Source organism: Thermosporothrix sp. COM3 (assembly GCF_059696735.1).
Map to the genome: position 1 here is coordinate 7,637,677 of NZ_AP019376.1, position 21,790 is coordinate 7,659,466.

Consider the following 21,790-nt stretch of genomic DNA (forward strand, 5'->3'; position numbering starts at 1 on the left):
CGGTATATGCAGCGGGAGCGTCTGTTTCGGTTTCCCTATGGGATGTTTTTGATGGTGCGGTTGGAATATGTGCTGCTGACCCGGGATGAGTTGGAGGCCCAGATTTTGCGGGTGTTGGAAGGTGAGCTTGAGATGCAGCGGCAGCGCTGGCTGCAAGAGGCTGCTGCCGCCCGGCAGATGGGACGTGTGGTGCCGGCGGAGCCGTCGGGATGGGTACGGCTCTCGCAGGCCCAGCTGCTCTCACGCCTCTACAAGTTTGATACGGCGAAAGTGGGAGGAGCGAGACAGCCGCTCTCGATGAGTAAGACGACGCTGCGGCGGGCGCTCAAGCGGCTCACGGGGCGAGGGTATGTGCAGGTGCGTCAGGAGCCAGGGGATCCATTGGGCCGGGCGTGCTATCAGCTCCAGGTGGAGGCGATTCAGCAGGCGCTGGATGCCTTGCCGCATGTGGCGGACCCGCATCGGTTCTTCTGGCAGGAGGGGATGAGCGAGAGTGCTGATGGCTTCTCTGTCCATGATGGAGGCACCTCTGTCCAAGAGAGCGAGACCCCCTGCCAAAATGGCGAGACCTCTTTCCAAAATGGCGGCACCCCCTTCCAAAATGGCGAGACCTCTTTCCAAAATGGCGGCACCCCCCTTCCACATTGGCGCCCATATAAGAAAGAGAAAAGAGAAGAAGAAAGAGAAAAGCAAGAGCCAAAAGAAGCAGCTTCCTCTGTCATCATGCAGAGCAATGTGCTGGCAGAGAGGGAGGGGGCTGCTGCTGTTTCTCCCCTGGATGAGGCGCTTGGTGTTCAAGGACGAAGTGGCAAAACGAGCACATGGGTGGAGCGCACTCCGCTCTCTGCCGCTCCAGGTGTCGAGGGGGACCAGGGAAAGCAACCCCCGCTCTCTCCCCGTGTCACGTCATCTGTCGTTGCTGCTGCTGAAGTTCAGCAAGAAACTATCCAGGTTCCTGGTATGGCCGGGGAAGCGGTGCCAGCGCTGTCGGCGTCGACCGTACAGCCCGCTGAAGCCGAAGCGAGAGAGGGGAGCTGGCGGTCCCACGGTGCTCGCGACGTGCAGGTGCTTGAAGCCGAGGCCGTCGTGGCGCTGGTAGAGCGGCTACGGGGAAAGGAGTATTCGCGGGAGCAACGTGGGCATGAACTGCGGGCGGCGGCGCGCCTGCTCACGCTGGAACCGAAGGTCAGTTTGCAGGAGATCGAGGCCGCCTGGGCGCATGGCTCGGACGCATACTGGCGGCGCACGCATCAAGGGGAGCAGGTGCATGTGCATGATCTGGTGCATCGGGATTCGCATGGACGCTATCGAGTTCATGCCTTTCTGGAGCATCTCAAGCAGCAGAAGCTGCGGCTCCGGGTGCCTATGGAGCGCTCTTGCCCGTCGCAGGTGCAGGAGCAGATCCCCTACGCGGTGATGGCGAGGCAGCGGGCAGCAGCCGTGGCGAAAGGGCAGGAACAGCCTGCTTCTCGCATCCCATCCGTTGAACACCCCCTGATGGCCCCTGTTCGTGCTCAGACGGAACCATTGCACTCCGCTGGACAGAGGCAGCGGACGGCAGCCGTGGCGAAAGGGCAGGAACAGCCCCCTTGTGTCTCGCAGCCGGGTGAGCAACTTTCGAGGCGTGGTGAGATGCGAGGAGAGGAACCACCGCACTCGAGCGGACTGACGCAGCGACAAGCTCAGCAGCTTGCCACGATCCTGGCGCAACAGGCGGCTTCCCTGGGGCTGCATCTGGAGAGTGCGGCACAGCCAACCGAGAGCGGGTGGCAGGTGTGCTTGCGCTGGAAGACGCCTGCCGGCGAAGCGGGGCAGGTGCTGGTGAGCAAGGCCGTGGAGGGGCTGCGATTCATCAAAGGGATGAGCGTGCGTGAACGTGAAACACAGCAGAGAAGGAGTGCATGAGGATGGAACGACGAGATCACGGATTGGAATCGCTGGGAGCGCTGGTGGCGCGCTCGACATGGCGGACCCGGCCGCCGCAGGTGACGATGCTCTCGCCTGGGCAGGGGCCGCAGCAGGCTTCAGAGGAGCGCTGTGCGCAGTGCCGGGGGACGGGATTTGTGCGGCGGGAGGTTCCGTTTGGCCATCCGCAGTTTGGCAAGGCTCTCCCCTGTGTGTGCACGCGCAAAGCACAACACGCGCGAGAGGCGGCCCTGTTGCGAGAGCTCTCGCGGCTGGATACGTTGCCCAGGTACAGGCAAGCGACCTTTGAGCATTTTGAGGCGAGTCTGCCGGGAGTGGCAGAGGCCTATACAGCGGCGCTCGCCTATGCCGAACAGCCAGCAGGGTGGTTGGTGTTGCTGGGATCCTATGGCTGTGGCAAGACGCATCTGGCAGTGGCGATTGCACATGAGCGGCTGGCAGCCGGGGAGCGAGTGGTGTTTCTGACGGTGCCGGATCTGCTGGATCATTTGCGCTCGGCATTTGCGCCCAATGCGCCGGCGACCTATGATGAGCTGTTTGCGCGCGTCCGGGAGGTGGAGCTGCTGGTGCTCGATGATCTGGGGGCGGAGCATCGGACGCCCTGGGCCAATGAGAAGCTCTTTCAGCTGCTCAATCATCGCTACAACGCGATGCTGCCAACGGTGATCACCTCGAACCGGATGGCGCTGGAGGGGATAGACCATCGGATTGTCTCGCGTTTGCATGATCGGGAGCTGGTGAGACAGATCCTCATGGATGAGGCGCAGGATTATCGCGTGTGTCTGAGTGGAAGACAGGCGTTGGGTGAGCGTGAGCACTCTTGAGGATGACTGCGGGCTTGCTGCGCGTGGAGGCGTGTGGACAGAAGTCTTCTGAGTGGAAAGGGCCAAAACGCAAAAAAGCGGGAAAGGCATGGTTGGTGCGAGGAGAGATGAGCCCGGATGCGGAGAAGCTGTTGAGGGAGGGAAGGCTCTCCAGAGCCGGACAGGGATACTGCCTGGTTCTGGAGAGGGATGGACGCAGGAGATCAGCGTGCAGCTGCCAGTGCTGCTTGTATCTGGAGACTGGAAGCAGTGGCTTGACTGGCTGATCAGGAGAAAAGGTGCATGGACGTCCAGACGGGATGGTCGTGACGCTGTGTGCGAGACGTGTGGACCTCCGATGGTTCGTGCAGATGCAGGCAGGCGGGACTCACGCCGGAGCGTGAGCACGCCTGCTTTCACTAGCGTCTGGGAGGAAGAGACGTGGGATGCTCTTCCGTGTCCGTCTCGGTCCAGAACGGACATTGAGAGATGGTCCCGCTCACTTCCTGGGTGCTGCGTGCCCGCCTGCGGGTTCTCAGAGGGCGTTCAGGCTTCCCAAAGACGAGCGCTCCCGGACAAACCGACGGATGTGACCGCTGATGTGAGCGGTCGGAGGCCGAAGGGAGATCGCTCGTCTGGGAGGGAGCAGGGAGCGTGGTTTCTGCCAGGGGACCAGTGCTCGCGTGCCCCGAGCGCCTGAGAGCGCGCCCCTGCTGGTCGACAGGTGCAGAGGATGGCACGAGCATCTGCTGCGAGTTGCTCATTGCGTCCTCGGCTGTCGTGAGCAGGAGCGTGAAGAGGCCGGGGGGTTCCTCGGCAGGAGTCGTCGAGGTGCGCCGTGAGCGCCTGGGAGATGGTTTCCGTAGCCGTTGGACATGCTCTGGATGACCAAAGCGGAGTGATACCCGTGGTGTGGAAACCGTGTCCGTGCAGCGACGGTGGGACAGGTGCTGCTGCTGGGCTGCGGCAGCATGTTCCGTTGCCTGCGATGATGGCGTGCGTATCCGCGCCACGGAGCGCTGAGCCTGCTGCGGGACCGGAGTGCTTTGCGCTCGGTGCCCTGCCCCGGCAGATGTGGGCGCTTGCTCGGTCTGCCGCCTAGATGAGCGCGGTTTCCGCTGAGAGGCGGCACGCACTTGCTGGATGTGCTCCGGGTTGCCAAAGACCAGGGTAGCGCGTGATCCAGGGATGACAGGAGGGCGCTGTTCTGTTTGTGCTGATGTGGTCGTTGGAGCAGGCGTTGTCTCGCCAGCAGGACCGGAAGCCGCACCCTGAGTTGCCCGCCGTCGGGGGCGTGGTCCTGCTGATGCAGGCGTCGTCGCTCGGCTTGCCTTCTGTCCGGGTCGCTGTGACCCTGCCTGTCTGGTTGTCGTCTGCGGTGACCTGGGATGCGCTGTCCTCTCTGCCAGGACCTCACTGGGAACCGCGGCCTCAGCCGTTAAGACCTGTGCCGGAGGGTATTGCTCGACGGGCGTGCTTGACCTGGCTCTGGTGCGCTGCTTCGGTGGATGCGATGCGTTTGGTCTGACGGCCGGCTGCGGTGACCTGGGATGCGCTTCAGCTGGAACCACAGACGCGGGAGAGGGAAGCGTTCTCACCTCGCGCTGTGAAGCACTGGTGCTGGCAGTCTGGACTTCCGATGCTGGTAGCGTCGCGGGGACCCGTGGCGGGAGCAAGGCCGCAGGCGTCTCCGTCGGGATTGGGCTTGCCGTGACCGCGGCGGTGTGGCTGGTGCTCTCTGCGAGCAAGGAGGTACGCAGCCGCGCCGCTTCTGCCGCTTTCTCGGGCTGCTCTTTGGCCTCGGCCACCAGGTGGGTATAGCGGTCGAGGGCCTGCTGGCGAGCACGGACCCGGTGCAGCTCTTCCTGGCGCGCAAAGGGCTCGGCGGCCTGCGCGGCAAAGCGGGCCGCCCGCGCCTCAAGACGCTCAGCCGTCTCTCGGAGGCGCTCGGCCTGGGCAGCTGCGGTCGCGGTAAACCGGGTGAGGGCCTCCACGATGCGCCAGCGTTGCCCCTGGGCCAGCCAGGTCGAGGCCAGCGAGACGCAAGGAGCGGAATCGCTGCTGCCAAAGAGCAGGTCTATGGTGTAGCGGCGCTCCTGCTGTCGGAGGCGCACCGCGCACTCGCAGTCCTGCCAGTGGCCCAGGTTCTCCCAGCCCTTGTTCTGTGTGAGCTGGTGAAGCACCCGCAGCGCGATGAACTCGGCGATCTCCTCCCGGGCGGTCAGCAGCTGTCCCGAGGGCAGACGCAACCCGGCCGGGGCCTGCTCGGCCTGCCGGGCGATCGCCGCGAGCTGATGGGCCTCGATGCGGGTCCGCCGGGCGGCGGCGCGGGCCTGTTCTGCCTCGTGTGCGTCACGCGCCCGCGCGCGGCGATGGGCCTGCTGCAAGCGGCGCAATTGCGCCAGCACTTCCGCGCTCTCAGCCTGCTCAAGCACCAGCGGATCCCCGGTGGCGGCCGCCTTGACCTGGCCATAGGAGAGGGCATGGGCTCCCAGCTCTTCGGTGGTGCGCTCGCTGAGACGCCCGACGCGCACCTGATCAAAGAAGACCGCTTTGGTGGTAAGCACCTGCCAGCTATAGGCATCGAAGGTACGCTCCTGCACGTAGCGGAAGAGCTCGACCTGGGGATAGAGGTTGCCGGGTCGGCAGACGCGGCCCTCGCGCTGTTCTACCTCATCAGGCCGCCAGGGGGCGTCGAGATGATGCAGGGCGGCGGCGCGGGTCTGAATATTGGTGCCGGTGCCCAATTTCGCAGTAGAACCAAGCAGGATGGCGACCTGCCCGTTGCGACACTGCTCGAAGAGGTGGGCTTTCTGCTGATCGGTGGTGGCCTCATGGATGAAACGGATGCCGTGGGCCGGGATGCCACCGGCGATCAGCAAGCGCCGCAGCGTTCCATAGAGCTTGTCATCCTGTGCATCCGGGGTGCCCAGGTCACAGAAGCCGATTTGCAGGGATTTGAAGGCGCCGGGCAGGAAGGCGGCCTCCCGTTGCCAGCGCTCGTACACGGCGAGCATCTGGGCGGCCACCGCTTCGAGCTTGGGGGAACGGGCAGCTCGCTCGCCGACGAGAGAGAGATCCAGGGCCGCCATCCGACCATGCGTCGTGACCCAGAGCATGTTATCCAGCCGCCCGGCGATCCACTGAGGAGAGCCCCGTTGAATCGCCTCGCAGCGCTCGACAAGGGTATCGACAAAGGCCTGCGTATCCGCATCTGGCTCGACGACGATGGTGCGCTCAATCCTGCTCGGGCGCAGGCCATGCAGCAGTTCGGGACTGCGCAGATCTGCAAACTGGGAGAAGAGGGCCAGAAATTCGGGCAGGTTGAGGAAGCGGGCGGGCCGGCGGAAGAGGCGGAACGAGGCCCCGTTGGGAGAGACCTCGACGCGGGTCTCGAAGTCGATGAAGCAGGAAGCAAACGCATCGACGGTTTCCAGGCCCCAGGCGCGCAGCAGCTCCGGACGCAGATACCAGCCCCAGACAAAGGCCTCCACCATGGAGTTGGAGAGCGGGGTTGCGGTAAAGAAGGCGGCGAAAGGGCGGCCCTCGTTGTGCTCTTGAAGCCAGCGCAGCTTCATTTCCAGATCGCAGGCGCGTGTGGAGGGGCGCACCTGCAACGCTGGCAGGTTGGAGGGCAGCCCCAGGTTTTTGTAGAGGTGAGCTTCGTCGACGATCAGGTAGTCAATGCCGAGCTGCTCAAAGGTGACCCCGCCATCGTGGGGCCGCTCCTGGAGCGCTTGCTGCCGCTGACGCATGCGCTCGATCTGGGTTTCGAGCTGCTTGATGCTGCGACGGGCGGCGCGATCCTCCTGCTCGTGGGGCTCGCGTTCCAGGGAGAGCAGTGCTTCGCGGTAGGCGGTCACGCGGGCTTCGAGGAAGCGAGCCTCGGTGTCGGGATGCACGCCCAGAGCCGCAAAGCCCGAATGGGTCAGCACCACCAGATCCCAGGTGCCCGTGGCAAGACGAGCGGCGAAGAGGGGGCGTTTCTCCCGGCTCAGCTCCTCGCGGGAGACCATCAGGATCTGCGCGCCGGGATAGAGCTGCTGGGCCTCTGCCGTGATCTGCTCCAGCAGATGGTTGGGCACAAGGATGGCGGGCTTGCGCACCAACCCCAGCCGGCGCAGGGTCATGGCCCCGGCGATCTCGGTGGTGGTTTTGCCCGCTCCGACCGGATGGGCGCACAGCGCGGCCGGAGAGGTCACCATGCGCCAGACAAAGTCGCGCTGCCAGGGGTAGAGCTGTGTCTGCCACCGGGCGCTCATCCCCGGAAAGCTGAGATGAGCGCCATCGTCGTGGCGCGGTACCCAGGCGGTATAGGTGCGATGATAGATGGCCGCCAGCTCCCGGGCTCGCTCCACATCGTCCCAGATCCATTCGGCAAAGCGGGCCTCGATCGCCCGCAGCTTCTCCTGGGCCGCCAGGGTCTCCTCGCTGTTTTTCACCGAGGTGCCATCCGGAGTGAGGTCGTAGACCACCGGGGCTTTCTTGTTGAGGCCGGCTTCCAGGAGGGCATAGGCATGCAGGCGGGCGGTGCCCCACGCGCTGGTCGCTGCCGGGGTCGTGGTGGCGCTTTTCTCGACCCAGACATGCCAGGTGCCCGTCACAGGGACATGACTCACCTGGGGGAACGCGCCAAAGGTGGCGCGGCAAAACTGGGCAATGACCCGAGGCGGAATCCAGGGGGCACCCAGCCGCACCGTGATCTCCTCGGGCAGCAAGGGCTCGGGCTGGATCGCTTCCAGGGCGGTCACATTCCGCTGGAAACGGGCAGGCTCGCGCTTGGCGGCGGCGCGGGCCTGCTCGAGGGTGATGGCAACCTGGCCGGAAAGGTACTCGGAGGCGGGAAGCCAGCCGCCGCGCACGGGATCCTCATAGATGAGGTCGTCCAGAGCGGCCGGCACCTGCTCCACCGGGAGCGAGAGCAGGCGGGCGATCACCGCCAGGTCAAGCTTTCCACACTCGTCCAGGCAGAGGGCCAGCGCTTCTGCCGGGGTGTCGGCGGTCGTTTTGCGCTGCGGACGCGCATGCACCCGCTCAAAGAAGAGCGGGGCTTTCTCGGCGTGCTGGGTGGCAGCATCATAGCGCTCCAACCCCAGCACCAGCGGAGCATCAGGATCCTGCGCAAAGGCGGCCAGAGCAGCCGGGCGCCGACGGGAGAGGCGTGGTTCCCCGGTCTCGGGGTCGGGGGTGCCCTGGATCAGGGTGGCGCGATGGAGTGGGCCATAGCTGGCCACATAGGCATCATAGAGCGTGTTGAGCTGCTGCCGCAGGGGCAGCAAGGTCTCATCGGGCCGGTCAAGGTCGCGCTCGGCCTCCAGGAGCGCTCGCGTGGCCTCGCGCAACTGCACCAGAGCGGTGAGCTCAGCGCTCATCCGCGTGACGGGGACCAGTTCCCCGTGAAGCACCTGAACGAGACGACCGTCCAGCAGATGGTAGGAGCGCTCCTGGCGCCCGTCGGCTCGCTGTAGCAGGAGGTCGGGGTCCAACCGGGTGTAATCGTGTGGCGGCAGAGAGCCGCCCCCCTGCGCGGTGATCTCCTCGATCAGGGCGCACACGGCCTGTTCCAATGCAGCCTCGAAGGGCTGCGGGGCGCGTAAGGTGAAGGTGGGATCCCCGAACTGGTTGCGCGTGAGGGAGGGAGTGCCCACCAGATGCTGAGGATGGTGGGCAAAGTACTCGTTGAGGGCGAGACCCGGCAGCAGTGCCTCCGTCGTCTGGAGCCAGGGGGAGCCCTGCCAGGAGCAGGCCGCGGCGCGCTTTTGCAGGATGAGCAAGTCCGAGACGACCTCGGTGGCGGCGGCACGATGGGCCCCGGCAGGGAGGCGGAGCGCGCCGAGGAGACAGCCCTGTTCGGCCAACGCGGCACGGTGTGCGGGGCTGCTGGCATCAAGGGTATAGCGGGAGGTGATGAGCAGGGCAAGACCGCCCGGACGCAGGGCCTGCAAGGCCCTCCAGAGGAAGTAGGTGTGCAGAGGGAAGCGATGGCCTCCAGTCTCTCGATCGGAGATGGGGATTTTGCCAAAGGGGACGTTGCCGATCACCAGGTCGTAGCTGTGAGCGGGGATGATCACCTGTTCCAGGCGTGTGCAGAGGATCCGTGCCTGCGGGCAGCGGAGTTGAGCCAGGGCAGCCGAGAAGGGGTCGCGCTCAATGCCGGTGGTAGAAAGGGAGAGCTGAGGCGGAGCTGCGGCAAGGACGGCGCCACTGCCACAGCCGGGTTCGAGGACGCGGCCCCCGGTGAAGCCGAGTCCCTCAGCCAGGTGCCAGAGGGCGCGAATGAGCGGGGCATCGGTGAAGTAGGAGGTGGGGGTTGCGGCGCTGGCAGCCGTGAAGTCCTCGGGACCGAGCACCAAGCGCAGACGGGCTGCGATCTCCTGCCAGTGCTCGCGAGGCGTGGGTTCAAAGGCGGGAGCAAGCGCGCCCCAGCCCATAAACTGGGAGAGCAGGGCTTGTTCCTCGGGGGTGGGTGGGCGTTGGGTCTCGCGGAGCTGCTGGACAAGCTCAATACAGGCAAGGGTCTGAGCAACGGATGCGGGAAGGGTCTGTCGTGAGACGGAATCGGGTGTGATATGTTTCATGATCGGTGTTCCTTTCATGTGGAAAAGATGAACAAAAGAAACGGCCCCACCCCGGCGGGGGCAGGGCTTCAGGAGGGATCGGAACGCTTAGGAGAGCTGGGCATGGGCCCAGCTCAAGCAACGGAGGGCATCGGAGACCGGGTAGTCGTGCCCGGCGCCTGGAACACGCGCAGCGTATGCGCGCAGGTAGGGCTCCGCTTGCGCGGGCGTGAGCCGGGCCTGTTGAATCAGCCGACAGGCCAGCCAGAGCGCGCAGGTGTGACGGGTGCCGACGCGGGCCCGTTGCAGCGCTCGCGCAAGCCAGTCGTCTGGGGTGATGCTCTGAGCGCCTCGCGTGCTCGCTGGCTGCTGCGATGGAGCGGAGAGGGCAGGGTGGGAGCGTGCCAGTGCGAGGCGCCGGAACCGTTCGCGCTGGCGCACGAGATCAAGCAGCAGCGAGGGAAAGGGGGCGATAGGAGCAAACGAGTGCCAGCGATAGTGCCGCCCATTGGGATGCAGCGAGGGCGGGACAACAATGTATCCGCCCTCACCCCGCAGATCAATGCCGGGCAGGCCCGCAAACTGGACGGTGCAGCGTAGATGTGGATCCGGGGAGCGGAAGACAAGATGCCGTCCGGAGCCGGTATGGGCAATGCGTGTGGCAAGCACGGCATACGGCGCCTGGTGCAGGTCAAGCAAGCGATGCTGGAGCATGGCTTGCAGGTGCCGCAGGGAAGCAAAGCCATCATGGCGCCCATCGATGTCAAGCACCGTCCAACCCGAGGGAGAGCCGGTCGGGATGGCAACATTGGCCTCAGGCCAGCGCCGCCACCACCAGGAGATCTGTTCCGCGTCAGTGGTGGCTTCATGGAAGCCGCGGGTCCGCGGGTAGGGCACTTTGCCGTTGACAGGGAACACAGGCAGACCGTGGCGAGCATAGAAGAAGGCGGCCTCCCGACAGGTGTGCGGGAAAGCCGCCTTCAGAAAGGACGCCCGGGGCAAAGGAGGCGCGTTCAGCATGGCTGCACCTCCCACGGTCCGTTGTGAGACCGTCTCCGCAGGGCAGGGGTGATCTCGCGAGGAGATCGTGTTCTCTGGGACATGTGAGCAAACAACTCCTTTCTTTCTCGGGAAGCCCCTGCTCCGCGAAGCAGGGGGCAAGGGAACAGCGTTTGCGGGTGTTTGGATGCAGGACATGCTGAGAAACCTCGTGCCAGGCTGGCAGAGGGAGGGATGTCCTGTACATGCGGGTGGATGGTTGGGAGATCTGGGGTGAAGCAGGGTGTGAGAGAGATGGTGGGAACAGGCTGCACCGCGCCGAGGAAGGGGGGCGCGCGGTGGGTATGCGGGCAGCATAAAGAGCACGATCTCTTTCGAGGTCGTGCAGCATGCTGTCAGGACTGGCGGATGCGCAGCTCCACCAGTTTGAGACGGATGGTCTGCATCTGTCGCTCAACGGCATTAAGGTGCCGTGTGAGCTCGAAGGCCTCGGACCGAGCCTGCCGCAACTGCTTGCTCTCCTGAAGCGGTTGCTGCTGGATGCGGTGCAGCAGGCGTTCTGTCTGATGCAGCTTGCGGGTCAGCTCCCGAACCGCCGCGGAGGGCGTGTTCTGTTGACGCAGACACCGCTCGCGATAGGCATGGATCACCGTTTCAGTCCGATGATCCCCGATGATGCTCCCGAAGAAGAAGGCGAGCCATGTGCTGGCCAGTGGCCGGCGCAGGCGGGATTGCCAGAAGGCGTGCTCCTGCTGGATCTGCGTGTGCAGGCGCTCATAGAGCGTGTGCACGGTCTCACGAAGCGCGAGAAGCTGTGCGTCGCGTTGAGCCTGGGCCTCCTGTTCGGCGTGCTGGATGCGGTGATGAGCTTGCTGCAAAGCAGCCTTCAGTTCCCGCGTCCGCTGAGTGAGCCGGTGGAGTTCTGCTTCGAGCAGCCGCAGGGGCGATGATGCTCCCTGAGAGGCGGGTGTCACGTGCTGGTGACGACGACGACGAGGTGCGAACCGAGGATGCTGACGAGCCATAGGACTCCTCTCCATTTCGAACAGAGGGAAAGGAGGACAGCATGTCCCCTGGCTGGAGCGGAACGCACCAACCTGCGATCTCAGGGTTTTACATCCTGTGTCCTCCTTTCCTTCTTGCTTCAAACGACCATCTTGTTGGGAGACTGCACAAAGAAGCTGCTGGTGTCTCCCCAGCCAGCAGGGTGCCTGGAGACGGTATGTGTGTCCAGGCGGGGCTACCACATGATCCCGGTAGCAGGGATCGCTTTCGCGTGTCCGATCGGTGAGGCAGCTTTATGCGGTGTCGCGCGCCACTAGGAGCGAGCGAGACGGCAGGCGTCCTGACCGAGGGGGACCGCTGTGATGTGTCCCGAAAGCGAAGAGACAGTCGCCTCATCCTCCCGGCGACAGGGAGTTGCTGTGTGTGCGTCCCCACAGCGAGGACCGACCGCCAAACCGTCCCGGCGGCAAGGACTTATGTCTCTACAGACAGTATACCGGGAGTGACAAACGGATCGGCGAGACCATGAAGGGGAGGGGGGAATGAGCGGCGTTGTCCTGGAAACTGGGTGAGCTGCTGGAAGAGAGGGGAGAGAGGAAAGTAAGAGTTTTTGATATGGGGAAGAGAAACGGGTGCGAGAAGAGATGGAAGAAGGAAAACGGGAGAGTGAACAAAGGAAAACGGATGCGCGGCGCTCATCCGGACCAAAAACGAGAAGATGGCTTCTCAGGCGGCGGGAAGAGGGCAAATTCGTCTGGCTTCTCCCCCAAAAAGAGACCAAAAACACGAGAAAAAGAAATGCTCTTGTCGTCGAACGTTTGAGGGCGAGGTCAGGCGTAAGGGGGGAGCGTCTTCAATGAAACGTGTGCTGATCACCATATGGCTGAGAACGAATGTCTCTTTCGCTCTGTTCAACGGCTTGGTGTGTGAAACACATTGGAAACCTCAGACAACGAACCTGGCAAAGGCCAACGTGGTCGTCCCTTGGTGGCCTTTGCCAGAGGAAGACATTATGTAAGGCCAGCCAGGCATACAGACTTGCAAGGAGATGTGATCGCTCCTGTTTGGAGTCGGAAAAACTGAGCAGTTTTGTAACCACGGTCTCCACCTGCTGCCATCGGTTGACAGACGCCTGCCGCTTCGCCGCACTCCTTGGGCGATCAAGCCAATAGCGAGCTTGGGAGGGGGCACGACCGGCGCTTCCAGTGTTTGCAACAGATGCTGCTTGCGTCCTCCTGCGAAGCTGCGATTGGCCAGGGAGACTGGCTGGGCGCTGTTCCCACCTCGGGTAGCCCCGCAGGCGGTGTATGGCGAGCAGACAAGAAAAGTCAGGCAGCATGAGATCGGTGCAGTGAGCCGAGGCAATCTCGTTACTGGTGATGGCCCTATGTGGCGGGATGGGTACATACCTTCCTCCCAGCCCAGACGAAGGCGGCTCGCCAATGGGCACGGTATCCTGCCTGCTCGCCCGCTCTCCCTCGCCGGCTGCATCGAGTGGGGACCGCCGTCGAAATTCCCCCCAGAGCTGGTGGGAGTTTCTTGCAGACGCTCAGTCTGTACCTGTATCAGGCGCAGCCGCTCGGGGCAGGTTACGCATGAGACAGTTGAACTGGCTGAGGTGTGGCAGCGGGTAGAGACTGTCCGGTGAAGCGGAAATAATTCCGCTCAGATTGGAAGCGATCCACTGGTTCACAAGGGCCAATGGGCGCACGTGGGAACGCAAGAGACTCGGTTTGTGATCGGGCCTCACTGGTACTGCTGGCACCAAGATGTGACAACAACCATCGCTCATGACAGACCGAATGGTCAGGAAAGTGTCCATGTCGAACATCATGCGTTCCGTTCGGTTCATGGTATGTTTCAGAACACGTGATCGACGATGGATGCCTGCTTTTCACGTCCTTCGTCATTCATTCCAAGCATTGCAGTAGTAATCTTTCCTTTTCCGTGCCCGTGGAGGATTGCTTGAACGAGTGCCTGCTGTTTGCTTGCATCACGCCTGGCCCTGCGGTCCGTGCTTCGAGGAGAGAGGAGGTGACAGCCTTCTGTGTCGTGGGTGGGTGCGGCGTGAAACCAGCGAGATGGGGAACGTATCAGGTGGCAACGGCTCATCGGAGGTGTTGAGAAGGAAAGCGTTGCACGAGGTACGGACACGGTGGACAGATGGTGCTTTCCAGTCGGCAGCCAAAGAAAAAGCCCCGCAGGGAAATCTTCCCCACGAGGTGGATCCTTCTCTTCATTCTCATATTGAGCGATCTGGCGCCGAACACAGGGTTTTCAGAAATTGGGTGAAAGCCTGCATTTCATCCTGATACTGGCGAAGCTTCTGCTCACGCTCCTTCCCCGAAAAGTGCTCGTGAAACCGGGCTCCATTGCTGCACAGCCGAATCCCGTGAAGGATGAGCACGGTATCCAGGGAGAGAGGGTGTTGCGCGTAGAAAGCTGAAAGATACCGATAGAGTCGCAAACAGTGTTCCTTTTCGCCCTGGAGAGCAACCCAGGGGTAAGGGACCCCCCAATCCAGATGTCCTTCACACGATTGCTTTGTTGGGATGCCGAGCATGTTGAGGGCGACAACCGTGTCAAAAATTCCTGTGTCAATCTTCGTGCCCAACGTATCTGTTACACGCGAAAACGTAGAAGCCATCTCTTCCCACGTCGCCATAGAAAACCCTCCTTTCTTTTCAGTGTAAGGAGGGTAGTCAAGAAAAAGAGGGAGGGATAGGCTTTTCGGCCTATCCCCCACCACCGTCTGTATAAAGAGGATCTAGAGACGATCAGTCATCATCAACCAGTCCAGTACCATCACAAGTGGCACACTCTATGTCTTGCTTCCCATCACAGGTTGGGCACTCGTCATCACCAACCCATCCCGTTCCTCTACAAGTTGGACATGTGACCGATCCCGCTCCTTTGCAGAAAATGCAAACCTTTTTACCCATGAATGTAGTCCTTTCTTGCTTGTGTGAGAGATTACGACGCGTACTATTGGAGGCCTCTCTTCTCTCGTGCGCACTAGAGAAAGTATATCTATTGCTCAATAAAAATGATAAGACCTAAATATCCTATTTTTTGTGACAATATTTCACATTTCACTGATTTTTCTATTTTCTTAACGTTATCTGGTAAAATAGTAAAAATGGCATTTTCTATTTCAGATCAAGGAATAGCGTATGCGGGCGCGAAACGAACTTGTGGCGCATTTTCAAATGGAGCTGCTGGATTGGGGGAGTGAATCAAAGAAGCGAGGCTGCGCCCTCATGAGGGCGCAGCCTTTTGCTTCGCGTGTTGTTCCAGGTCGTGAAATACTTCAATGGGAATGAACCCGATACTGTTGTAAGGGATGCCGAGCACGTTCTGAAGCGCCTTAAGCATGCCAATATCTCTGATGACCCGGTTTTCCTGTTCCATCTTGGCAATTGCTGCCCTGCTTATGCCGAGCACGCTTGCAAGCTGCTCTTGGGTCAATCCGCGTGAGCGGCGGTAGCTCCTCACCTGCTTGCCAGTGAACAGAGAAGCCTCCTTATAGATCCTTTTCACCTGGAAGTCTGAGACTTCCGTCACTCTTTCTGCGGATATACCTTCGGAGTTTTTTGTATGCCATTTCGCAGATTTGTCGAACTCGTTCTCTTGTCAGCCCGAAATCAAAGCCTCTATCCTCAAACGTTCTTTGATCGAAAATGCGCATACACACTATTCGATAATCTCGCTCATCTGGGAGATACTTCCTGATGACCGCTCTCAATTGCTTTTCTTGCTCCGCATCCAGGACGGCTTCTTCGTCACGAGTCGATACCTCATCTTGAACCGTGTACAGCCTCTCAAGAGGCACGTCTGGATGCTGGATCCTTGCCAACCCCATCCGTAAAAGCCCCTCACTGATCTTGAGTTCGCCTGCAATCTCTTTCAGGCTTGGCTCTCTTCCTCGCTTCTCTCTGAGTTTTTGTTTGACTTTCTCGGCACGGAGCAGTTTTTCGTGCAGCCCTTCAGGCAAGCGGGCTGTGTATTTTGCTGTTCGCGCCGCCCGCGTGATGCGTTGTGTAACCCAGTCGACGACATAGGTGAGGAGACGCGTCCCTTTTGAAGGATCAAAGCGATGAATGCCATCAATGAGACCAATATTCCCTTCTTGAATAAGGTCCTCTCTATCTCATTGAAAAATGCTGCTATAGCGTGAAGCTATTTGTATGATGATTCTCTGGTTACATAATATGAGATATTCTCCTGCTTCTCTATCCCCATTCCGATATCTCGTAATGAATGTTGCCTCCTCATCTGGACGAAGCAATGGATACCTTTGTATGTCTTGTTTGTATACGCTCATAATTTCCAGGTCCGTCATTGCAATCCCAACCTTTCTCGAAATGCTGCACTCATTTTTCCATCGACATACAAGCGGATTCTTTTCCGATAATTTGCCGGAATATTCGGTATTGAAAGATAGAGTTCTTTCGATCGATTTTCATCCTCTCTCATATATGATCTCTTAGTGAATCTCTTTTCGTTCTACACCGTTTTTAATTTTTTCGTCACCTTCAATGTCTTACCCATACCAGTTTCCCCTTTCTACGCAGGGAGCTCTGTTACAGAACTCCCCGATTTGACGATGTGACGAAGAGAACAAGCCTAGAGCGAGAGGTGAAAATCTCTCTCAATGGTAGATCTTTCTACTCTATGCGTCAGCCTTTGCCCTCTCCCCTGTGTTGGGAGAGGCACCGCTTCCAAGCTCCCCTGTTTGATCCAGCGCCTGACCGTTGAGGGATCTACCCTCAAGATGTTCGCGACCTCACCAACGGTCAATAGCTTACTTTTCGTTTGCTTCATGTGTCTCTTCTCCTCCTTGAGCTCTTTCTTTTTCCTGAGCGACCATCTCCCAATGGGCGTGACAAAATGCTCGAAGCACATCACTTTGAATCAGAGGTGAAATTTCTCTGTTGTTGCGATTCAAAACGGTCTGTATTTTTTCTCCATCAGGGAAGATCACCTCGAACAGTATATGTTTTTGCCCCTTCGTTCCCTGATACTCCACCTCAGTGTGTTCTGGATATCGGAGGGAGAAGCCCCCCGTTTCATGGCGAGAGAGCTGACAGCCATGATGTTTCAAAAAGGCCCGTATTTCTGGGAGTAGTGACTGAGGGAGTTGTATCTCTCCTGTCTGCTGTCTTTTAGCTTCCAACAATCCTCGCGCTTTTCGCACTTTGTCATTGTGCGCGGCGGCGAAGCGATTGACATAATATGGGTCTACCACTATTCGCGTCAGTTCTGTTGCTGGCTCATAGATCTCTTCAAATTCAATTTTCGCTATCTCTACCCGGGAGACATGCTCTTGATGAGGCCGATACTCTTTGTGGAACTTGAGAGCATGGTCTGGATACTGGATTTCAGCAAACTCTGCATCTCTATACCGGATCTCGCATCCGTGATGGCCCAGGAGAGCAAAGACCTCTTCGGGGAGATTCGTCCGAACCCTGACTGGTTTCTGCTTGTGTTTCATTTTGCATCCTCCTGTCATTTTTCACTTTTCTGAGCGCTTTGGGCTGATTGCTCGATTTCATGATAGAAGTCCAGGCCCCGACTCATCGTGTTGACTTGTCCTACTTTTCCTCCAGTTCAGAAAAAGGACGTATGAGAGTACTCCCTGACGTCCGACTTTCTGTGCAACGACTCGATCCCTTTTTCTTTGGGATGAGAAGCCCTGCAAGAGTCAACGGGAATGTCCCTCTCCCGGCCGGAAATGCATTTGTTCTTTTCAATCATCTCAGACCGCGTTTTCCCTGACGGAGCTGCTCCGTCTAAGATGGATTGAACAACGGATTGTCTGATGCGGTAAACGCACCGTTTATGCGGATGAGGCAAAATGACAGCCTCCAGCGCACCGCTTCTGATCCATCGGCAGACTGTGGTGTTGTCCACCCTCAAGATGTTCGCGACCTCACCAACGGTCAAGAGCTCATCTTGTTTCTGGCTCATGCTTGTTTCTCCTCTCTTGCTCGACGATCTGTTCGACCTTGGTGTTAAAACAGTGTAAGCCATAGAGCAGCATCTGCTCGTTTGACGAAAGCTGTTCCGGATGTTTTGCAGAGAGCTCTGCCATGCGCTGCTGAGCGACCAGTAGCGCGGTCGCCAGTTCCGTTGACGAGAGCACCACGACATACTGTTTTTCAGAAATGGGCCCGATCTTGTTTGCTTTTCTGCACATACGACCCTCCTCGCTGTCTTCTGCTTCTCCTACCACCTCGAAATAGGTCCGACACACGATTTTCGTGGCCGCTTCTGCGCCGACCAGGCGTTCAAGTTGCTTCCAGGGTTGTTCGAGACGCAGGTATTTCTGTTGAATGACATCATGCCGGGCCACCATTGCCAGCCCGCTGACCCCTTGCTTCATGGCCTCGCATTCCCGCTTGATCTGCTCCCGTAATCGAGCAACTTCACTGTTCATATCACTCACCCCTCTCGTATCTTGCCCGGATGTAGTGCGCAACGTACTAGAACCTTTAGCTGATTTGTACAAACGTGAGATATTCAGTATGACACATACTTTTTCTCACGTATCTGCATTCGTTAATTGCTTGTCTGCTTGAAGAAATCTATTTAGAAGTAAGCTATTCAATTATGAATAAAATATGCTATAATCTTCTCTATAGAAAGCATACTCGCTTTTCTTCGTTTTTGAACCAACTGAGAAGATGGTGTTTTGTCTCTGATTGTTCGCCTAACTACCAATCTATAGGTTGGTAAAAGGAGGTTTGGTATGCGGCATATGGAAGAGCGGAAAACGTATCATCATGGATTAACAATCAAGGAATTTCGAGAAAAGCGGAATATGTCACAGAGTAAGCTTGCTGCGCTTTGGCCTCGACAAGATGGTAGTTATGGTGTAAGCTTACAATATGTGCAAGCAGTCGAGTATGGGAAGAAAAGAGTAGAAGACATGGGAACGCTGCGGGCATTGTGTAAGCTCCTCGATATCCCCCACTGGAGGTTTGGCTTGTCTGAATATGATCCTTTTGATCCTGAGTCACTCCCGGGCAAAGGGGTGAGGCTCTATACGGAGACCCTGGAAGTTGTGGAACATTGGATTGAACGAACGGAGTTTCTTTATAGAACCTCGCCATTACCAGAAGCGGCAAGGGATGTCTATTATTTGCAGAAGCTCTTCGACCACTTCGTGCGCGAATACCCCCCAACTCTCGGGCAACAAAAACTCTTTTTGCGGCTTTTTGCTCAGGTAAAAAATCTAGAGGGGGTGATCCTGTTGGGTAATGGAGAATATGAAGCAGCAAAGAGAACATTTGAAGCAATGTTAGAAATAGCAGAGCAACTTCATGAGCTTGGTGACCCGACAATGAGGGCTCATGCTTTACTCACAGTTGGCACTGAATATGAGCGGGCAAATAAAAAGCATGATGCGGTCTCGTATCTGGAAGAGGCAAGAGACGTGACTTTCTCTACCAGCAAAAATGTTGCAGCTTATGTTCATAGTTATCTGGCCCGTGCATATGCAGGCGCAAAAGACCTCTATCACTTTGAAAAGGCAATCGAGACGGCAGAACAGTTAGCGCGTTCCGTGAACTATGGAGACGGGACAGATTTTGTGTATCATCCTCTCAGTGGGATTTTAGCAGAGAAGAGCTATGGATATCTTCAACTCAAGAATCCTCGAGCAGTATTGGATCTCAGAGACATAATAGAGCAACAGATAGAGAAGGAACAAAATAGGCGTTTACATGCCTGGATTCCATATGACTGGGCAAAAGCTAATCTTCTACTCGGTAATGTGGAACAGGCAGTAGAAGAAGCACGTGCGTTTTATCGTCGCTCTCAGGCAATGCAGTCACAGCATGCGTTCAATCGAGCACTCTCGTTTGCAGCTTTATTAAAAAAGCGATATGGCAATGTTCCTGAGGTAAGAGGATTTTGGAGTGAAATAGAAGAAGAAAATAGATGCAAGGATAGTATGAATACATGATGATTGAGAGTTATGAAGATGGTCGCCCTGATCCCCGAGCAGAAGAAATCCAACGGAACTGGACGCTGTGGACAGAACAAAACCAGTATCGCTTAAAAGAGAGCCTGCCGATCATCGAAGGCGACGTGTTGGTTCTTATAGAGGTCTTTGAACAGCAGGAGAAGAGAGAACAGGATCAATATCTTGTTTTTATTCCACAGATTCCCTTGAATGCGCAAAGGTCATTGAAGACGCTGCGCAATCTGCTCTGAAGCGAATGAAACAGAATGAGGAGGTGTGACATGATTCAACACATTGTCCTGCTTCAGCCGAAGGAAGAGGCTACTGAGGAAGAGATCCAAGCGGCGCTTGAGCACGTAAAAACCCTGCAAGAAAAGATCCCTGGTATCCTTTCCATCCGAACGGGGAAGAACCTGAATACCTCAAACAATCATGGCTTTACCTATGGTTTTGTGATGGAGTTTGCCGATGTCGAACACTTGAAGGCGTATGCCCCGCATCCCGAGCACAAACCAGTGAGCGTCGAATTGCGCCGCCTTTGCACAAACATTCTTGACTTCGATCTTACAAGTACAGCAGGCTGCTGCTAAAAAAGGGAAAGGGTATGAAAGGGGGAATGTACCTCCCCATACCCCTGACCATAAAAAAGTGGCGGGTCAAGGCAGCGAATACAATTCTGCTGTCGTCCCCGCAACATCGACAGACTTCAGAGGAGCCACACGCTTTTTCTGCTTCAGTTCATCGTCTTTGGCGATGAACGTGTTGCAGACGTTCTCGCTTGGCCTCATAGCGCTGACCTGGTCGTTGAGCTGATTTGAGTGGGTCATGCCGTGTGTTTCCCCGCTTGAAGCGGGCGGGAAGCGGCCGGGTGAGGGAGGGTGCACGATGGGGGGCCGCACGAGCGGCGAGTAACCTGTTGCCACTTCTGGAAGAGCATTCACGACTACGCCATCCACTTCGACCCAGGCGTGGAATTCAAAGCGCTCATTTTTGGCAAAGCGATCTCTCCCGATCGTCACGTGAGCGGGGATTCCTGCGCGGCACAAGTAAGCGCAGAAAGCGACTGAGCGCGTCACACAGAGGGCCGGGGGAGCGATGAGTCGGACCAGACAGAGACAGAAAAGCAGTTCCCGCCGCGCTAGATGGATGATCTCAGGATGCGAAGACGTGGCGAACGCGACCGCTCCAGGCCACAGCGAGGCCAGATACTGATGGACTCGACTCCAGCCCGCCCCTCCCTGCTCACTCCACTGGGAGGGCGCTTTTTCTTCGCCCTGACCCAGTACCCGTCTCTGTGGGCTGCCGGAGCCTCACTCTGGGGGATCTGGGACGCGAGGGAGATTCAGCGGATGGCAGCTCCAATGAAAGCCGTGTCTCGTTTCAGTGAAGCCTGGCTTGATGCACGTTCTCCCCTTGCTCAGATCAAGCAGCTTCAGGCCCCTGTTCTGATTTTGCATGGAGCGCATGAGAGCACCTCAACGGTGCAAGAAGTGCAGTCCGTCAAGGAGCAGCTGACAGGGCTGGGAAGAGTCTGTGACGTGCATGTCTTTGCGGATGCGGGACATGGATTGCCTCAGGAGACGCAAGCCTGCTGCGAACGATTGCTGTGTTTTCTGAGGCAATCTTGCTGAAGCGAGTCGTGGCTCTGCCTGGCGGCGCGTGGTGAGCTGTGTTGGCTGGAGCGCTTGTGGGTGTGTGAAGCGGCGTGGGAGGCAAAGGCACAGGCGAAATATCAGCGGGGAGGGACGATGTTTGCTCGTCTGAGGAAAAAACGCCTTCATGAGCACAGAAAGAAAAAAGAGGCACAGCCCGACCGGCTGTGCCTCGTCTCTCTCCAGGAGTGTGGAGCTCTGTCCTTCTGCCGTGTTCAGGGGCTGGTCAATCAGGTATCTGGAGGAGAGACGGATGAATACAAAAAAACTGTGTTATCGGTGAAGACCTTGCCGATCATGCTTTCAGACGATCACTTCCCTCCATTCACTGGAAGACAAGGTGTTCCAATGTCGTCAGTATCACATCAGCAGGAACACGGTTCTGAGGTCCCCATCTCTGCGGTTCATGGATGATGTGGACACCATAAGAGCGCAACGTTTCGATGCTCTTGTGAAAAGGGGGGTAAGTGTCTAACCCGGAGTTTTCCGTTACCCCTGCAATGGCGACGATCGGAGCGTGTAGCCCTGTATATTCACAGAGGATTCCAACTGCAAGCGTATCGCTGATCCCCAAAGCCCATTTGTTGAGTGTGTTGAAGGTGACAGGAAGGACAACGAGGGCATCTGCACGGGGAAAGAGGTCGGGTTCCTCTGGCCGCTTATATTCAGAGCGAACCGGGCGTTTCGTCATTTGGGCAAGCCGTGACATATCCACGAATTTTCTCGCACTTGGGGTCAGGATACTACAGACATCCCATCCGGCCTGTTGGGCAGTTGAAATAAAATCGTAGACCTGAGGTGCCGACGAGCTTCCACAGGTCACGACATACAATACTTTCCTGTGGTCATGCAGTGCATTGTGCATCTGGCTTGTTCCTT

At 58.2% G+C, this 21,790-nt stretch carries 22 protein-coding genes and 2 pseudogenes; 11 read left to right on the forward strand and 13 right to left on the reverse strand.

Annotated elements, in window-relative coordinates; all coding sequences use genetic code 11:
* The first annotated feature begins 6 nt into the window (after positions 1-6).
* Positions 7-1,905 (forward strand): MarR family transcriptional regulator, encoded by a 1,899-nt coding sequence (locus KTH_RS32580; RefSeq protein ID WP_497623109.1) that lies wholly within the window; start codon positions 7-9, stop codon positions 1,903-1,905.
* A 2-nt stretch (positions 1,906-1,907) separates the two neighbouring features.
* On the forward strand, positions 1,908-2,750 hold the full coding sequence (locus KTH_RS32585) for an ATP-binding protein (RefSeq protein WP_497623111.1): 843 nt from the start codon (positions 1,908-1,910) through the stop codon (positions 2,748-2,750).
* A gap of 398 nt (positions 2,751-3,148) precedes the next feature.
* Here KTH_RS32585 and KTH_RS32590 read toward each other — a convergent pair whose 3' ends face one another.
* Positions 3,149-7,087, reverse strand: coding sequence for a helicase-like domain-containing protein (locus tag KTH_RS32590; RefSeq protein WP_497623311.1), 3,939 nt, complete (start codon positions 7,085-7,087; stop codon positions 3,149-3,151).
* A 15-nt stretch (positions 7,088-7,102) separates the two neighbouring features.
* Positions 7,103-8,101 (reverse strand): annotated as a pseudogene (locus KTH_RS32595) (DUF8437 domain-containing protein); the annotation flags it as partial.
* Positions 8,102-8,380: 279 nt separating this feature from the next.
* Here KTH_RS32595 and KTH_RS32600 point away from each other — a divergent pair.
* On the forward strand, positions 8,381-9,280 hold the full coding sequence (locus KTH_RS32600) for a hypothetical protein (protein ID WP_497623325.1): 900 nt from the start codon (positions 8,381-8,383) through the stop codon (positions 9,278-9,280).
* Between the two features lie 114 nt (positions 9,281-9,394).
* Here KTH_RS32600 and KTH_RS32605 read toward each other — a convergent pair whose 3' ends face one another.
* Both KTH_RS32605 and KTH_RS32610 read right to left on the reverse strand, forming a co-directional pair.
* Positions 9,395-10,306 (reverse strand): bifunctional DNA primase/polymerase, encoded by a 912-nt coding sequence (locus KTH_RS32605; RefSeq protein WP_497623113.1) that lies wholly within the window; start codon positions 10,304-10,306, stop codon positions 9,395-9,397.
* A gap of 374 nt (positions 10,307-10,680) precedes the next feature.
* Positions 10,681-11,310: a hypothetical protein gene (locus KTH_RS32610; protein WP_497623115.1), complete on the reverse strand. Its 630-nt coding sequence runs from the start codon at positions 11,308-11,310 to the stop codon at positions 10,681-10,683.
* Between the two features lie 532 nt (positions 11,311-11,842).
* Between KTH_RS32610 and KTH_RS32615 the strand changes: the two genes are divergently transcribed.
* The 3 genes from KTH_RS32615 (at position 11,843) to KTH_RS32625 (ending at position 13,163) form a co-directional block, all read left to right on the forward strand.
* A complete protein-coding gene (locus tag KTH_RS32615) occupies positions 11,843-12,112 on the forward strand; it encodes a hypothetical protein (protein ID WP_497623117.1) in 270 nt (89 codons plus the stop codon).
* A gap of 567 nt (positions 12,113-12,679) precedes the next feature.
* Positions 12,680-12,889: a hypothetical protein gene (locus KTH_RS32620; RefSeq protein WP_497623119.1), complete on the forward strand. Its 210-nt coding sequence runs from the start codon at positions 12,680-12,682 to the stop codon at positions 12,887-12,889.
* Positions 12,890-13,001: 112 nt separating this feature from the next.
* Positions 13,002-13,163: a hypothetical protein gene (locus KTH_RS32625; protein WP_170143019.1), complete on the forward strand. Its 162-nt coding sequence runs from the start codon at positions 13,002-13,004 to the stop codon at positions 13,161-13,163.
* 369 nt (positions 13,164-13,532) lie between these two features.
* On the opposite strand, the gene KTH_RS32630 is transcribed toward KTH_RS32625, so the two are convergent.
* Complete coding sequence (locus KTH_RS32630) at positions 13,533-13,955, reverse strand: hypothetical protein (protein WP_497623121.1); 423 nt, start codon at positions 13,953-13,955, stop codon at positions 13,533-13,535.
* Between the two features lie 381 nt (positions 13,956-14,336).
* On the opposite strand from KTH_RS32630, the gene KTH_RS32635 reads away from it, so the two are divergent.
* Entirely contained in the window at positions 14,337-14,525 is a 189-nt protein-coding gene (locus KTH_RS32635; protein ID WP_497623123.1) for a hypothetical protein, read from the forward strand.
* Positions 14,526-14,548: 23 nt separating this feature from the next.
* On the opposite strand, the gene KTH_RS32640 is transcribed toward KTH_RS32635, so the two are convergent.
* From KTH_RS32640 to KTH_RS32665, 6 genes and pseudogenes are all read right to left on the reverse strand, one after another.
* Positions 14,549-14,854: a helix-turn-helix domain-containing protein gene (locus KTH_RS32640; protein ID WP_497623125.1), complete on the reverse strand. Its 306-nt coding sequence runs from the start codon at positions 14,852-14,854 to the stop codon at positions 14,549-14,551.
* Positions 14,814-15,428: pseudogene (locus tag KTH_RS32645) on the reverse strand (sigma-70 family RNA polymerase sigma factor); the annotation flags it as partial. The gene KTH_RS32640 and the pseudogene KTH_RS32645, both read right to left, overlap by 41 nt.
* Before the next feature lie 488 nt (positions 15,429-15,916).
* Positions 15,917-16,114, reverse strand: coding sequence for a helix-turn-helix domain-containing protein (locus tag KTH_RS32650; protein ID WP_497623127.1), 198 nt, complete (start codon positions 16,112-16,114; stop codon positions 15,917-15,919).
* On the reverse strand, positions 16,095-16,784 hold the full coding sequence (locus KTH_RS32655; protein WP_497623129.1) for a hypothetical protein: 690 nt from the start codon (positions 16,782-16,784) through the stop codon (positions 16,095-16,097). Before KTH_RS32655 ends, KTH_RS32650 begins: the two co-directional genes overlap by 20 nt.
* 116 nt (positions 16,785-16,900) lie before the next feature.
* On the reverse strand, positions 16,901-17,323 hold the full coding sequence (locus KTH_RS32660; RefSeq protein WP_497623131.1) for a helix-turn-helix transcriptional regulator: 423 nt from the start codon (positions 17,321-17,323) through the stop codon (positions 16,901-16,903).
* Positions 17,241-17,729, reverse strand: a complete 489-nt coding sequence (locus KTH_RS32665) for a hypothetical protein (protein ID WP_497623133.1) — start codon at positions 17,727-17,729, stop codon at positions 17,241-17,243. The genes KTH_RS32660 and KTH_RS32665 overlap by 83 nt, the downstream gene beginning before the upstream one ends.
* Before the next feature lie 312 nt (positions 17,730-18,041).
* On the opposite strand from KTH_RS32665, the gene KTH_RS32670 reads away from it, so the two are divergent.
* From KTH_RS32670 to KTH_RS32680, 3 genes are read left to right on the forward strand one after another with little or no spacing between them, the layout of a single operon-like run.
* On the forward strand, positions 18,042-19,259 hold the full coding sequence (locus KTH_RS32670; RefSeq protein ID WP_497623134.1) for a helix-turn-helix domain-containing protein: 1,218 nt from the start codon (positions 18,042-18,044) through the stop codon (positions 19,257-19,259).
* Complete coding sequence (locus KTH_RS32675) at positions 19,256-19,510, forward strand: hypothetical protein (protein WP_497623136.1); 255 nt, start codon at positions 19,256-19,258, stop codon at positions 19,508-19,510. Before KTH_RS32670 ends, KTH_RS32675 begins: the two co-directional genes overlap by 4 nt.
* A gap of 30 nt (positions 19,511-19,540) precedes the next feature.
* Positions 19,541-19,849, forward strand: a complete 309-nt coding sequence (locus tag KTH_RS32680; RefSeq protein WP_170142967.1) for a Dabb family protein — start codon at positions 19,541-19,543, stop codon at positions 19,847-19,849.
* A 66-nt stretch (positions 19,850-19,915) separates the two neighbouring features.
* Here the strand turns inward: KTH_RS32680 and KTH_RS32685 are convergent, their stop codons facing one another.
* The gene (locus tag KTH_RS32685) at positions 19,916-20,464 is read right to left on the reverse strand and encodes a lasso peptide biosynthesis B2 protein (protein WP_497623313.1); all 549 of its coding nucleotides are present in this window, start codon (positions 20,462-20,464) and stop codon (positions 19,916-19,918) included.
* Here KTH_RS32685 and KTH_RS32690 point away from each other — a divergent pair.
* A complete protein-coding gene (locus KTH_RS32690; RefSeq protein WP_497623139.1) occupies positions 20,402-20,890 on the forward strand; it encodes an alpha/beta hydrolase family protein in 489 nt (162 codons plus the stop codon). The two genes, KTH_RS32685 and KTH_RS32690, sit on opposite strands and share 63 nt — an antisense overlap.
* A 346-nt stretch (positions 20,891-21,236) precedes the next feature.
* Here KTH_RS32690 and KTH_RS32695 read toward each other — a convergent pair whose 3' ends face one another.
* Complete coding sequence (locus KTH_RS32695) at positions 21,237-21,776, reverse strand: flavoprotein (RefSeq protein ID WP_497623140.1); 540 nt, start codon at positions 21,774-21,776, stop codon at positions 21,237-21,239.
* Between the last annotated feature and the right edge of the window lie 14 nt (positions 21,777-21,790).

What these genes read in the sequence shown, in the direction of transcription:
- KTH_RS32580 (WP_497623109.1), top strand. Translation starts at nt 7, where the DNA reads ATGCAGCGGGAGCGTCTGTTTCGGTTTCCCTATGGGATGTTTTTGATG.
- KTH_RS32585 (WP_497623111.1), top strand. Translation starts at nt 1,908, where the DNA reads ATGGAACGACGAGATCACGGATTGGAATCGCTGGGAGCGCTGGTGGCG.
- KTH_RS32600 (WP_497623325.1), top strand. Translation starts at nt 8,381, where the DNA reads ATGCTGAGGATGGTGGGCAAAGTACTCGTTGAGGGCGAGACCCGGCAG.
- KTH_RS32605 (WP_497623113.1), bottom strand. Translation starts at nt 10,306, where the DNA reads ATGCTGAACGCGCCTCCTTTGCCCCGGGCGTCCTTTCTGAAGGCGGCT.
- KTH_RS32610 (WP_497623115.1), bottom strand. Translation starts at nt 11,310, where the DNA reads ATGGCTCGTCAGCATCCTCGGTTCGCACCTCGTCGTCGTCGTCACCAG.
- KTH_RS32630 (WP_497623121.1), bottom strand. Translation starts at nt 13,955, where the DNA reads ATGGCGACGTGGGAAGAGATGGCTTCTACGTTTTCGCGTGTAACAGAT.
- KTH_RS32635 (WP_497623123.1), top strand. Translation starts at nt 14,337, where the DNA reads ATGATAAGACCTAAATATCCTATTTTTTGTGACAATATTTCACATTTC.
- KTH_RS32650 (WP_497623127.1), bottom strand. Translation starts at nt 16,114, where the DNA reads ATGAAGCAAACGAAAAGTAAGCTATTGACCGTTGGTGAGGTCGCGAAC.
- KTH_RS32655 (WP_497623129.1), bottom strand. Translation starts at nt 16,784, where the DNA reads ATGAAACACAAGCAGAAACCAGTCAGGGTTCGGACGAATCTCCCCGAA.
- KTH_RS32660 (WP_497623131.1), bottom strand. Translation starts at nt 17,323, where the DNA reads ATGGCTTACACTGTTTTAACACCAAGGTCGAACAGATCGTCGAGCAAG.
- KTH_RS32665 (WP_497623133.1), bottom strand. Translation starts at nt 17,729, where the DNA reads ATGAACAGTGAAGTTGCTCGATTACGGGAGCAGATCAAGCGGGAATGC.
- KTH_RS32670 (WP_497623134.1), top strand. Translation starts at nt 18,042, where the DNA reads ATGCGGCATATGGAAGAGCGGAAAACGTATCATCATGGATTAACAATC.
- KTH_RS32675 (WP_497623136.1), top strand. Translation starts at nt 19,256, where the DNA reads ATGATGATTGAGAGTTATGAAGATGGTCGCCCTGATCCCCGAGCAGAA.
- KTH_RS32680 (WP_170142967.1), top strand. Translation starts at nt 19,541, where the DNA reads ATGATTCAACACATTGTCCTGCTTCAGCCGAAGGAAGAGGCTACTGAG.
- KTH_RS32690 (WP_497623139.1), top strand. Translation starts at nt 20,402, where the DNA reads ATGGATGATCTCAGGATGCGAAGACGTGGCGAACGCGACCGCTCCAGG.
- KTH_RS32695 (WP_497623140.1), bottom strand. Translation starts at nt 21,776, where the DNA reads ATGCACAATGCACTGCATGACCACAGGAAAGTATTGTATGTCGTGACC.